The sequence below is a fragment of the Streptomyces lanatus genome (genome assembly GCF_014655715.1).
GTDB lineage: Bacteria > Actinomycetota > Actinomycetes > Streptomycetales > Streptomycetaceae > Streptomyces > Streptomyces lanatus.
In genome coordinates this window covers 1103039-1114886 of sequence record NZ_BNBM01000001.1, presented here as the reverse complement: position 1 = coordinate 1114886, position 11848 = coordinate 1103039, and the positions used below count along the sequence as shown (strand labels likewise).

Below are 11848 nucleotides of genomic sequence, written 5' to 3'. Positions count from 1 at the left end.
ATGCACATGAACCGCCGTACAGTTCTCGCCGTCACGACAGCCACCCTGCTGCTCTCGGCCTGCACCGGCACCGGAGGAAGCTCAAAGGGCGCGGAGGCCAAGGCGCCTGACGACCCCACAAAGGTCAGCGGCACCATCACCGTCCTCACCCATCGCACCGACCTCGTGCAGGACGGGACGATGGAGAAGTACGCAGCCGAGTTCAACAAGACGTACCCCGAGGTGAAGGTCGAGTTCGACGCCATCACCGACTACGAGGGCGAAGTCAAGATCCGTATGAACACGGAGAACTACGGCGACGTCCTCATGATCCCGGCCGTGGTCGAGAAGAAGGACTACCCCAAGTTCTTCGCGTCCCTGGGCAGTCAGGCAGAGCGGAGCAAGACGTACCGCTTCACCGACTACTCCACGGTCGACGGCAAGGTCTACGGCCAGAGCCCGATCGGCGCGGTCCCCGGGTTCATCTTCAACAAGAAGGTGTGGGAGCGGGCGGGGATCAGTGACTGGCCGACCACACCGGCCGCGTTCCTCGCCGACCTCAAGGCCATCAAGTCGAAGACCGACGCGATCCCCTACTACACCAACTTCAAGGACATGTGGCCGCTCACCCAGTGGACCGACGTCAACGGCGCCGTCAGCTGCGACGAACAGGCCACGTCCAGGCTCGCCGAGGGCGATCCCTGGGCCGAGGGCGCCGACCTGCGGACCGCGGACACGCTGCTCTACGACATCGTGCGCGAGGGCCTGATCGAGAAGGACCCGACGACCACCAACTGGGAGGCGTCCAAGCCCCGTATCGCCAAGGGTGAGATCGCCACCATGTGGCTCGGCTCCTGGGCGGTCATCCAGATGCGGGGCGCGGCGGAGCAGGCCGGCGCCGACCCCGACGACATCGGGTTCATGCCGTTCCCCGCCCAGAAGGACGGCACGTTCTGCGCGGTGGCGAAGCCCGACTACAACCAGGCCGTCAATATCCACTCCGAGCACAAGGAGGCGGCCCGCGCCTGGATCGACTGGTTCACCGACAAGTCCGGTTACGCGGCGGACAACCTGGCCCTGTCCCCGCTCAAGCAGGCCCCGCTGCCCGACGTCCTGAAGCCGTACGAGACGGCGGGCGTCAAGATCATCGACCTGGACGACACCAAGGGCGCCCAGGTGAAGTCCATCGACAACCAGTCCGAGGTCGGCATCTACAAGCCCGCCTACCGCCAGGACCTCGTCGACCTCGCACGCGGCGCCACGAAGGGCAGCCTGGACGACTTCCTGGCCGGCCTCGCGAAGAAGTGGACCGACACACAAGCGTCCCTGGGGTCCTGATGACGGACGACACGATCGAGAAGACGGCCCCCGTCACCCGGGCCCCCGCACCGGCCCCCGCCCCGCGCCCGGCACGGCTGTGGCGCGGGGCCACCCCCTGGCTCTTCCTGCTCGCCCCGCTGGCCCTCCTGCTCACCTTCACCTATGCGCCGATCGCCAACATGGTCGCGTACAGCTTCACCGACTGGGACGGAGTGAGCCCCGAGCTGCACTACACGGGCGCCGAGAACTACGGCGAACTCTTCACCCGCTCCGACCTGTTCGAGGTGTTCTGGGTGAGCGGCTACTACCTGGCCGCCTCCGTCGTCCAGATCGTGGCCGCCCTCTACTTCGCCACGATCCTCAGCTTCAACGTCCGTTTCCGGAACTTCTTCAAGGGCGTGCTGTTCTTCCCGTATCTGATCAACGGCGTCGCGATCGGCTTCGTCTTCCTGTACTTCTTCCAGGACGGGGGCACTCTGGACTCGGTGCTGAGCCTGTTCGGGGTGGAGACGGACCGCGCCTGGCTCGGCACGCCCGAGTCCGCGAACACCTCCCTCGCCGCCGTCTCCGTCTGGCGCTACCTGGGCCTGAACTTCGTGCTCTTCCTGGGTGCGATCCAGTCGATCCCCGGGGAGCTGTACGAGGCGGCCGAACTGGACGGCGCGAACCGCTGGCACCAGTTCCGGCACATCATCGCGCCCGGCATCAAGCCGGTCCTGAGCCTGACGGTGATCCTCTCGATCTCCGGCTCGCTGGCGGTCTTCGAGATCCCGTACATCATGACCGGCGGGGCGACCGGCACCGAGACCTTCGTGATCCAGACCGTGAAGCTGGCCTTCCAGTTCAACAAGACGGGGCTCGCATCGGCGGCCGCGGTCGTGCTGCTGCTGATCGTCCTGGCGGTGACCTGGGTCCAGCGGCGCCTCGTCCCCGACGACAGGGTGGACCTCGTATGACCCGCCGCACCGTGGCCCGCACCCTGGTGTACGTGTCCCTGATCGCCGCGACCGCGGTGATCCTGCTGCCGCTGGCCGCCGTGGTCCTGACGTCCCTCAAGTCGGAGCGCGAGATGGCGAACGGCAGTGGCGCGCTGGCCCTCCCCGACGACCTGCTGAACCTCTCCAACTACGCGACGGCGTTCCAGGACGGCCGGATGCTCTCGGCGTTCGCCAACACGGCGGTCATCCTGCTCTTCGCCATCGGCGGCACGGTGCTCATCGGCTCGATGACGGCGTACGCCATCGACCGCTTCACCTTCCGCTTCAAGAAGCTGGTTGTGGCCCTGTTCCTGGTCGCCGCCCTGGTGCCCGGTGTCACGACCCAGGTGGCGACCTTCCAGATCGTCGACAGCTTCGGCATGTTCGACAGCCTCTGGGCGCCGATCGTCCTCTACATGGGCACGGACATCGTCTCGATCTACATCTTCCTGCAGTTCGTCCGCTCGATCCCGGTCTCACTGGACGAGGCGGCCCGTCTGGACGGCGCCAATGCCTTCACGATCTACCGCCGGATCATCTTCCCGCTGCTGAAACCGGCCATCGCGACGGTGGTGATCGTCAAGGGCATCACGACGTACAACGACTTCTACATCCCGTTCCTGTACATGCCCTCGGAAGATCTTGGCGTGATCTCGACCTCGCTGTTCCGCTTCAAGGGCCCGTTCGGAGCGCACTGGGAAACGATCTCGGCAGGAGCGGTCCTGGTGATCCTGCCGACCTTGATCGTCTTTCTGTTCCTGCAGCGCTTCGTCTACAACGGCTTCATGAAGGGGGCGTCCAGGTGAGGCACTAGGCGGACAGGGCGGCGACCAGCACCGGAGTGACCTGCTCGACCTGCCAGGGCCGGGCACCGTGACCGGCCAGCGCCTGTGCGACCGACTCGGCGTCGACCACCTTCGGCGGCTCCCAGCAGACCCGCCGCACGGTGTCCGGAGTGATCACGTTCTCCTGAGGCATGTTCAGCTGCTCGGCCAGCACCGACACCGCGGCCCGTGCGGCGGAGAGCCGAGCCGCGGCGGCCGGGTCCTTGTCGGCCCACGCCCGCGGCGGAGGCGGCCCCGATACGGGCTGTCCCGGCGCCGGCAGCTGCGACTCGGTCATGGCCTTCGCACGATCGACGGCGGCCTGCCACTGCTCCAGCTGCCGTCGGCCCATCCGATGGCCGAAACCGTTCAGTGCGGCCAGGGCGTGCACATTGCCCGGCACGGCGAGCGCGGCCTCCACGATGGCCGCGTCACTGAGCACCTTGCCCGGCGACACGTCCCGCTTCTGCGCGATCCGGTCCCGCGCCTGCCACAGTTCCCGCACCACACCCAGCTGCCGGCGTCTGCGCACCTTGTGCATCCCGGACGTCCGCCGCCAGGGGTCCTTGCGCGGCTCGGCCGGCGGTGCGGCGGCGATCGCGTCGAACTCCTGCCGCGCCCACTCCAGCTTCCCCTGCCGGTCCAGCTCCTTCTCCAGCGCGTCGCGCAGATCCACCAGGAGCTCGACATCCAGCGCCGCATACCGCAGCCACGGCTCGGGCAGCGGGCGGGTCGACCAGTCGACGGCCGAGTGGCCCTTCTCCAGCACGAACCCGAGCACGCTCTCGACCATCGCGCCGAGGCCGACCCGCGGGAACCCGGCGAGCCGCCCGGCCAGCTCGGTGTCGAACAGCAGGCTCGGCACCATGCCTATCTCACGCAGACACGGCAGATCCTGCGTGGCGGCGTGCAGCACCCACTCCACGCCGGACAGCACCTCGCCGAAGCCGGACAGATCGGGGCAGGCCACGGGGTCGATCAGTGCGGACCCCGCGCCCGCGCGGCGCAGCTGCACGAGATACGCGCGCTGGCCGTAGCGGTAGCCGGACGCGCGCTCGGCGTCGACGGCGACCGGGCCCGAGCCCGCGGCGAAGGCGGCGATCACCTCGGCGAGCGCGGCCTCGTCGGCGATCACGGGCGGAATGCCCTCGCGGGGCTCCAGCAAAGGGATCGGCGCCTCCGTAACAGAAGATCCGTCGTCTTCCGGAGGGGCGCCTCCGGTGGTTCGCAGTGAACTGTCTGCTGCGGTGTCTTGGGCGTCGGTCACATGTCAAGGGTATCTGTGTATGGACAGCCCCCGCCGACGGAACGTTCCGTCGGCGGGCGTCCGAGGGTCGTAAACCAGTCAGTCAAGTGACGGAACCGGTCGGCGACGGGGAGGGGGCGTGGGCGGGATCAACGGGTGATTTCGTTCACGTCAGTGAATGATCAAGTGGTCAATCGTCGCCGGGGGCGGCCGGGTGGAGCGTGGAGACGAAGGTCCGCGTATGACTCCTCGGCTCACGCTTCTTGCGGGCCTCGTACGCTCAGGAGGTCGTCTCGTCCGCCTTGATGTCGTAGCTGATCTTGTTGCCGTCGACGGAGGTGACCTTGACGGTCACGCCGAGGCTGGTGCCGTCGCTCGCGGTGAGTTTGCAGCGCAGTGAGGTGCCGACCTTGCCGACGAGGTCCTCGGGGCAGGTGACGTCCGGCTTGGGCTGGCCGGTCTGTGCGGCGAGCTTCTCGGCCACCGTGTCCGCCACCTCGTCCTTGGGCAGCTTGGCCTCCGACGTGCAGCCCACCAGCAGCGCGGCGGCGGCCGCGGCGGCGAGGCCCCGGGCAGCCAGGGAGGCGGGGGACTTGGGCATGACGGGCTCCGTTCGGGGCGGGTGGGCCACGAGGGTCGGGAGGCGACACTCGTCGGTGGCCCTGTCTATCAGCCAGGGCCGCCCGCCCGACCGGTCTTCACAGCCTCCCGCTGCCGCCCGCGAGTGATCTTCACGGACATCGCCGGGAACGCCGAGCGCCCGCCGACGGAACGTTCCGTCGGCGGGCGCGCAGGGGTCGGTCAGCCAGTCATTGATCAGGTGGGTCGGTCGGTAAGGAGGGAGCTCAGTGGATGATGCCGGTCCGCAGGGCCACGGCGACCATGCCGGCGCGGTCACCGGTGCCGAGTTTGCGGGCGATACGGGCGAGGTGGCTCTTGACGGTCAGGGCGGACAGGCCCATCGAGACGCCGATCGCCTTGTTCGACTGGCCCTCCGCCACCAGCCGCAGCACCTCGACCTCACGGCCGGACAGTTCGCGGTAGCCGCCCGGGTGGCTCGGGGCACCCGGGTGGCGACGGTGCATTCGGGCGGCGGCGGCGCCGATGGGGGCGGCACCGGGCCGGGTGGGGAGCCCGACGTTGGTGCGGGTGCCGGTGACGACGTAGCCCTTCACACCGCCCGCGAGGGCGTTGCGTACGGCGCCGATGTCGTCGGCGGCGGAGAGGGCGAGGCCGTTCGGCCAGCCCGCGGCGCGGGTCTCCGACAGGAGGGTGAGGCCCGAGCCGTCGGGCAGATGGACGTCGGCGACACAGATGTCGCGGGGGTTGCCGATGCGGGGACGAGCCTCCGCGATGGACGAGGCCTCGATGACGTCGCGAACACCGAGCGCCCAGAGGTGGCGGGTGACGGTGGAGCGGACGCGCGGGTCGGCCACGACCACCATGGCGGTCGGCTTGTTCGGGCGGTAGGCGACCAGGCTTGCGGGCTGCTCGAGGAGAACGGACACCAGGCCTCCTGGGGTGCGGGGACGACTTCAAGGTCACAGTCGTCTTCGGCACCAAACCCGTGGCCCTTTAGGGAAAGATCACGATTTAGTGAGTAACAATCAGGGCAATTCGGACGCATGGTCGATCATTCGGCGCGTGGATGGCTTCGATCATGGGCGATTCCTGACCGAAAGTGGCCGTATCGACAAAGTGACGGTCAAGCGTGTAGCGGTCCGGGGCCGGCAGTGATCAACGGGACTGCGGATCGCGGCGCTGCGGCAGCGTCACCACCGACGCGTCCCCCGGCCCCGCCGGGGGCAGACCCGCGACCTGGGCCAGCAGATCGCACCACGACGCCAGATGGGCCCCGGTGTCCGGCACCCCGCCCAGACCCTCACGCGGGGTCCAGGAGGCACGGATCTCGATCTGCGAGGCCGCGGGACGCTCGGACAGACCGCCGAAGTAGTGCGAGCTCGCCCGCGTGACGGTGCCGCTCCCCTCGCCGTACGACAGCCCGCGCGCCTGGAACGCCCCGGTCAGCCAGGACCAGCACACCTCCGGCAGCAGCGGGTCGGCGGCCATCTCCGGCTCCAGCTCCGCGCGCACCAGGGTCACCAGCCGGAACGTGCCCCGCCAGGCGTCATGGCCCGCCGGATCGTGCAGCAGCACCAGACGGCCGTCGGCCAGATCCTGGTCACCGTCGACGACCGCCGCCTCCAGCGCGTACGCGTACGGAGCCAGCCGCTGGGGCGCCTTGGTCTGCTCGACCTCGATCTGCGGCCGCAGCCGACTCGCCCGCAACGCGTCGACAGCGGCACGGAACGCCGCTGGAGCCGTACTGTGCGAATGCCGGTCCCCCTCCCCGGCCTCCTTCGCGTCATCCATCCCGCCCGTGCCGTCCGACAGTCTTCCCTGAGCCGCAGCCATGCCGGGAAGATTAAGGGGAACCGGGCCTTCGTGCAGGGAGGGACACCCGGACAACACGGCGACCCCTGCGCTCACGCCTTCGCGGCCGTGCGAGACTTGGCCCCGTGAGTGCCAACCAGACGCCGCCGCCAGCCACGTACGACTCCGCCTTCCTCAAGGCGTGCAGGCGCGAGCCCGTGCCGCACACGCCGGTGTGGTTCATGCGGCAGGCCGGGCGCTCCCTGCCGGAGTACCGCAAGGTGCGCGAGGGCATCCCGATGCTCGAGTCCTGCACGCGGCCCGAGCTGGTGACCGAGATCACCCTGCAGCCGGTGCGCAGGCACGACGTGGACGCGGCGATCTACTACAGCGACATCGTCGTACCGCTCAAGGCCATCGGCATCGACCTCGACATCAAGCCGGGCGTCGGCCCGGTCGTCGAGCAGCCCATCCGTACCCGCGCCGACCTGGCCCGACTGCGCGACCTCACCCCCGAGGACGTCTCCTACGTCACCGAGGCCATCGGCCTGCTCACCGCCGAGCTCGGCCCGACCCCCCTCATCGGCTTCGCCGGCGCGCCTTTCACCCTTGCGAGTTACCTCGTCGAGGGCGGTCCGTCGCGCACGTACGAGAACGCCAAGGCGATGATGTACGGCGACCCGGAGCTCTGGGCCGACCTGCTCGACCGTCTCGCCGACATCACCGCGGCCTTCCTGAAGGTGCAGATCGAGGCCGGCGCCTCCGCGGTCCAGCTCTTCGACTCCTGGGCCGGCGCCCTCGCCCCCGCCGACTACCGCCGCTCGGTGATGCCCGCCTCGGCGAAGGTCTTCGACGCGGTCGCCGGGTACGGCGTCCCGCGCATCCACTTCGGCGTCGGCACCGGCGAGTTGCTGAAGCTCATGGGCGAGGCCGGCGCGGACGTCGTCGGCGTCGACTGGCGCGTCCCCCTCGACGAGGCCGCCCGCCGCGTCGGCCCCGGCAAGGCGCTCCAGGGCAACCTCGACCCGACGATCCTGTTCGCCACGCCGGAAGCCGTCGAGGCGAAGACGCGTGAGGTGCTGGACGCCGCGGCAGGCCTTGAGGGCCATGTCTTCAACCTCGGGCACGGCGTGATGCCGTCCACCGACCCGGACGCCCTCACCCGGCTCGTCGAGTACGTCCACACGCAGACGGCTCGCTAGCGGCGCTCACCATGTGTGCCGGGGCCGCGCCCGCCTGCCGAACAGCAGGCCCCGCGGCTCCGGAGGCGGCGGTGTCCCCGGTTTGAGCGGCCAGGCGAGCAGCATGCCCGCGAGGAAGCCCACGATGTGCGCCGCGTACGCCACCGTGCCCGCCTCGGAGACGCCCTCGCCGGACGAGTACACGGCCTGCAGCACGAACCAGAAGCCGAGCACCAGCCAGGCCGGCAGCCGCAGCGGCAGGAAGATCAGGAACGGCACCAGGACCCACACCCTGGCCCTCGGATACAGCACCAGATAGGCGCCCAGGACGCCCGCGATGGCGCCGGACGCGCCGATCAGGGGATCGGCCGACTCGTCGTTGAGGAACGCGAAGCCGTAGGACGCCGCGTAGCCGCAGACGACGTAGAAGACGAAGTACCGCACATGTCCCATGCGGTCCTCGATGTTGTTGCCGAAGATCAGCAGGAAGAGCATGTTGCCCAGCAGGTGCAGCCAGCTGCCGTGCAGGAACATCGCGGTGAAGACCGACAGCGCCGGGGACTTGTCGTAGTCCGGCCGGCCGATCACACAGCCGGGGCCGTTCGGGCCCACGGCGACCTCGCCCGTGGGGACCACCCCCGGCAGCTGGTCGTGGATCAACTCCCGCGGCACCGCCGCGTAGTGGTCCAGGAACGCGTGCAGATGGCACAGCTGGGCCAGCTGGCTCTCACCGGCCACGGAGCCGGCTATGCCGGGCGTGGACAGGAAGACGAGGACGTTCGCGGCGATCAGCGCGTATGTCACCCAAGGGGTGCGGCGCACCGGGTTCACGTCATGGACGGGGATGACCACGAGGGTTTTCTGCCCGGGATACGTCCGGCGAATCGGTGAACGCGAGTGTGGCGGCGTGCGTATGTCTCGGCAACCTACGTGAGGAACAGCGATGAACGACCGGGTTACACCTCCCGCGATCCACGCGTTGCCGGATGGTGAGGCCGAGATTTCCGTGGTGGTGCGGCTGCCGTGGGAAGACGTCGCGAGGCTCGGCCAGGAGGCCGGGCGGCTTGCTTCGCAGATGCAGCGGCCGGTGACGCTGGATGAGGCGGTTAGTCATCGGTTGCGGTCAGCGCGGGCTGCTTCTCATGCGAAGCCTGCGGGGGAACAGCCTGCTGCTGCCGCCATGCCGACCAGTGCGTCTGTGTCTTCGTTGCCTTCTCGGCCGCCGGGTGAGCAGGCTCGGCAGGCCATTGAGAGGATCAATGGATCCGCCTAGTCGCCGTAGGGGTGTGGGTGATTTGGCGGGTGCGGGCTCATTGTGGCGGGTCGCGCAGTTCTCCGCGCCCCTTACGGCGTTCTCCCGCTGCCTGTTATGAGGTGGCGGACATCACTGCCTTCGTCGCCTTGCGGGCCGCCACCAGCACCGGATCCCAAACCGGTGAGAACGGGGGCGCGTATCCCAGGTCCAGGGACGTCATCTGTTCCACCGTCATCCCTGCCGTCAACGCCACCGCCGCGACGTCCACCCGCTTCCCCGCGCCTTCCCTGCCCACGATCTGTGCGCCCAGCAGTCTGCCGGTGCGGCGTTCCGCGAGGAGTTTGACCGTCATCGTCTCGGCGCCCGGGTAGTAGCCCGCGCGGCTCGTGGACTCGATGGTGGCTGTCACGTACTGGAGGCCCGCCCGGCGGGCGTCCTTCTCGCGCAGGCCCGTGCGGGCGATCTCCAGGTCGCAGACCTTGGACACGGCGGTGCCGACGACACCGGGGAACGTGGCGTAGCCGCCGGCGGCGTTCGTGCCGATGATCTGGCCGTGTTTGTTGGCGTGGGTGCCGAGCGGGACGTGGCGTTCGCTGCCGGAGACCAGGTCGAGGACCTCGACGCAGTCGCCGCCCGCCCAGATGTTCTCGTGGCCGCGGACCCGCATGGCGAGGTCGGTGAGCAGGCCGCCGTGCTCGCCGAGGGGGAGGCCGGCCGCTCGCGCTAGGGCCGTTTCCGGGTGGACTCCGATGCCGAGGACCACCACGTCGGCCGGGTACTCGGCGTCCTCGGTGGCGACTGCGCGGACCCGGCCGTCCCCGCCGGTGAGGATCTTGGTGACCTCGGCGTCGTCGACCATGGTGATGCCCAGGCCCTCCATGGCCTCGTGCACCAGGCGGCCCATGTCCGGGTCGAGGGTGGACATGGGTTCGCTGCCACGGTTGACGACCGTCACCTCGTAGCCGCGGTTGATGAGCGCCTCGGCCATCTCCACGCCGATGTAACCGGCGCCGACCACGACCGCGCGACGGCCACGCGTGTGTGCCAGCGTGTCGAGCAGGGCCTGGCCGTCGTCCAGGGTCTGCACACCGTGCACGCCGGGCGCGTCGACGCCCGGCATGTCGGGGCGGATCGGACGGGCGCCGGTCGCGATCACGAGCTTGTCGTACGACGTCCAGGACTCGGCGCCCGAATCGACGTCACGCGCGCGTACCCGCCCGCCGGCCACGTCGATCTCCACGACCTCGGTCCGCATGCGCAGATCGATGTCCCGCGCGCGGTGCTCCTCCGCCGTACGGGCGATCAACTGGTCCCGTTCGGGGACGTCGCCGCCCACCCAGTACGGGATGCCGCAGGCGGAGAAGGAGGTGAAGTGGCCGCGCTCGAAGGCCACGATCTCCAGTTCGTCCGGCCCCTTGAGCCGCCGGGCCTGCGACGCCGCGGACATCCCCGCGGCGTCGCCCCCGATCACGACCAGTCGTTCCCGCTTCCCCGGCACACCCCTCGCAGCGCTCATGCTCATGCGAACACGCTAAGGGTGCCGGGCATTTCACTCCTGCTCGCCCTCCTCATCGGCCGCACGCGCGGGACGCGGTGCGGGGCGCGCCATCGGCATCGGGCCCAGTGCGCCGGCCGCGGGCGCGGGCGCCGGGCGGCGCGGCAGCCGGGGCCGCAGCACCTTCAGCCACAGCAGCACGAGCAGCGCCGCCACCGCCGCGAACGGCAGCACCGCGCCCAACGCCACGGCGAGCCAGCGCAGCATCGTCACGAACGCGTTCCAGCCACCCGAGAGCGCGTCCAGGAAACCGGGGTCGTCGTCCTCCACGGCCTTCTTCACCGGTGTCTCGGAGAGGGAGAGGGTGATGGTGGCGAGGCTGGTGCGGTCCTTCAGGGACGCCTGCTGCGCCAGCAGTGCCTCCAGGTCGGCCTGGCGGGTGCTCAGCTCGCCCTCCAGCGTGACGACGTCGCTGAGCTTCGTCGCCCGGTCCATCAGCTCGCGGATCCGGGCCACGCTGGCCCGCTGCGACTTGATGCGGCTCTCGACGTCGACTACCTGGTCGGTGACGTCCTGCGCCTTCGCGCTGCGGTCGAGCAGCTTGCCCGCGCCCTCCAGGTCGGCGAGGACCTCGGCGTATCTGTCGACGGGCACGCGCAGGACCACGCGGGTGCGCTCACGGCCCTCCGCGTCCCGGGTGGTGGTCTCGTTGCCGACGTAGCCGCCCGCGTTCTCGGTGGTCGTACGGGCCTCGTCGAAGGCCTTCGGTACGTCCTTGACCTGCACGGTCAGTGAGGCGGTGCGGATGATGCGGCTCGCGGTGACCTTGGGCGGCGTGGTGGCCCGTCCAGCGGAGGAGTCGCTGCCCGAGGCGCCCTCCTGCTGCGCTGCCCCCGAGGGCGCCGTCAGCGCGGCCTCGTCCTTGGCGGCGGCGCCGCTGCTGCTGCCGCCCGAGTCGTCCGTGCCGCTGCAGCCGGTGAGCGCGAGGGCGGTGGCCAGCAGGAGGCCGGCCAGGGCCTGGACTGGTCGGGCGGATCGTGCGGAACGTCGTGTGCGCATGTGGGCGTACCCCCGAGGGTCGTCGTGACGACTGATGTCACTTCGACGCCGGGGTCCGGCGGAACGTTGGCGGGAAACGGTCCCGATGCGGTCACGGTCGGGACTCGTGCCGGACACCGGGGCCGCGGTCGGTTGTCAG

The 11848-nt window shown here is 69.8% G+C and carries 12 protein-coding genes; 5 read left to right on the top strand and 7 right to left on the bottom strand.

The window, feature by feature from the left end; all coding sequences use genetic code 11:
* Positions 1–6 precede the first annotated feature (6 nt).
* Genes IE325_RS04925 through IE325_RS04915 form a run of 3 tightly spaced genes read left to right on the top strand, consistent with a single transcriptional unit; the run spans position 7 to position 3082 of the window.
* Positions 7–1317: an ABC transporter substrate-binding protein gene (locus IE325_RS04925; RefSeq protein WP_190068393.1), complete on the top strand. Its 1311-nt coding sequence runs from the start codon at positions 7–9 to the stop codon at positions 1315–1317.
* Entirely contained in the window at positions 1317–2255 is a 939-nt protein-coding gene (locus IE325_RS04920; protein ID WP_190068392.1) for a carbohydrate ABC transporter permease, read from the top strand. Before IE325_RS04925 ends, IE325_RS04920 begins: the two co-directional genes overlap by 1 nt.
* Positions 2252–3082, top strand: a complete 831-nt coding sequence (locus IE325_RS04915; protein WP_190068391.1) for a carbohydrate ABC transporter permease — start codon at positions 2252–2254, stop codon at positions 3080–3082. Before IE325_RS04920 ends, IE325_RS04915 begins: the two co-directional genes overlap by 4 nt.
* A gap of 4 nt (positions 3083–3086) precedes the next feature.
* On the opposite strand, the gene IE325_RS04910 is transcribed toward IE325_RS04915, so the two are convergent.
* From IE325_RS04910 to IE325_RS04895, 4 genes are all read right to left on the bottom strand, one after another.
* Positions 3087–4367 (bottom strand): ribonuclease D, encoded by a 1281-nt coding sequence (locus tag IE325_RS04910; protein ID WP_190068390.1) that lies wholly within the window; start codon positions 4365–4367, stop codon positions 3087–3089.
* Positions 4368–4626: 259 nt separating this feature from the next.
* On the bottom strand, positions 4627–4947 hold the full coding sequence (locus IE325_RS04905) for a DUF4333 domain-containing protein (protein ID WP_190068389.1): 321 nt from the start codon (positions 4945–4947) through the stop codon (positions 4627–4629).
* A 244-nt stretch (positions 4948–5191) separates the two neighbouring features.
* Entirely contained in the window at positions 5192–5854 is a 663-nt protein-coding gene (locus tag IE325_RS04900; RefSeq protein WP_003997051.1) for a response regulator transcription factor, read from the bottom strand.
* Positions 5855–6083: 229 nt separating this feature from the next.
* Positions 6084–6719: a DUF3000 domain-containing protein gene (locus IE325_RS04895; protein WP_373315095.1), complete on the bottom strand. Its 636-nt coding sequence runs from the start codon at positions 6717–6719 to the stop codon at positions 6084–6086.
* Between the two features lie 146 nt (positions 6720–6865).
* Here IE325_RS04895 and hemE point away from each other — a divergent pair, with 146 nt between their 5' ends.
* Positions 6866–7921 (top strand): uroporphyrinogen decarboxylase, encoded by a 1056-nt coding sequence (hemE, locus tag IE325_RS04890; RefSeq protein WP_190068387.1) that lies wholly within the window; start codon positions 6866–6868, stop codon positions 7919–7921.
* Positions 7922–7927: 6 nt separating this feature from the next.
* On the opposite strand, the gene IE325_RS04885 is transcribed toward hemE, so the two are convergent.
* Positions 7928–8752: a rhomboid family intramembrane serine protease gene (locus tag IE325_RS04885; protein ID WP_190068386.1), complete on the bottom strand. Its 825-nt coding sequence runs from the start codon at positions 8750–8752 to the stop codon at positions 7928–7930.
* Positions 8753–8843: 91 nt separating this feature from the next.
* Between IE325_RS04885 and IE325_RS45955 the strand changes: the two genes are divergently transcribed.
* Positions 8844–9173 (top strand): hypothetical protein, encoded by a 330-nt coding sequence (locus tag IE325_RS45955; protein WP_229911646.1) that lies wholly within the window; start codon positions 8844–8846, stop codon positions 9171–9173.
* 94 nt (positions 9174–9267) lie between these two features.
* On the opposite strand, the gene IE325_RS04880 is transcribed toward IE325_RS45955, so the two are convergent.
* The gene (locus tag IE325_RS04880; RefSeq protein WP_190068385.1) at positions 9268–10677 is read right to left on the bottom strand and encodes an FAD-dependent oxidoreductase; all 1410 of its coding nucleotides are present in this window, start codon (positions 10675–10677) and stop codon (positions 9268–9270) included.
* Between the two features lie 27 nt (positions 10678–10704).
* On the bottom strand, positions 10705–11709 hold the full coding sequence (locus IE325_RS04875) for a DUF4349 domain-containing protein (protein WP_190068384.1): 1005 nt from the start codon (positions 11707–11709) through the stop codon (positions 10705–10707).
* Positions 11710–11848: the final 139 nt, after the last annotated feature.

What these genes read in the sequence shown, in the direction of transcription:
- IE325_RS04925 (WP_190068393.1), top strand. Translation starts at nt 7, where the DNA reads ATGAACCGCCGTACAGTTCTCGCCGTCACGACAGCCACCCTGCTGCTC.
- IE325_RS04920 (WP_190068392.1), top strand. Translation starts at nt 1,317, where the DNA reads ATGACGGACGACACGATCGAGAAGACGGCCCCCGTCACCCGGGCCCCC.
- IE325_RS04915 (WP_190068391.1), top strand. Translation starts at nt 2,252, where the DNA reads ATGACCCGCCGCACCGTGGCCCGCACCCTGGTGTACGTGTCCCTGATC.
- IE325_RS04905 (WP_190068389.1), bottom strand. Translation starts at nt 4,947, where the DNA reads ATGCCCAAGTCCCCCGCCTCCCTGGCTGCCCGGGGCCTCGCCGCCGCG.
- IE325_RS04895 (WP_373315095.1), bottom strand. Translation starts at nt 6,719, where the DNA reads ATGGATGACGCGAAGGAGGCCGGGGAGGGGGACCGGCATTCGCACAGT.
- IE325_RS45955 (WP_229911646.1), top strand. Translation starts at nt 8,844, where the DNA reads ATGAACGACCGGGTTACACCTCCCGCGATCCACGCGTTGCCGGATGGT.
- IE325_RS04880 (WP_190068385.1), bottom strand. Translation starts at nt 10,677, where the DNA reads ATGAGCATGAGCGCTGCGAGGGGTGTGCCGGGGAAGCGGGAACGACTG.
- IE325_RS04875 (WP_190068384.1), bottom strand. Translation starts at nt 11,709, where the DNA reads ATGCGCACACGACGTTCCGCACGATCCGCCCGACCAGTCCAGGCCCTG.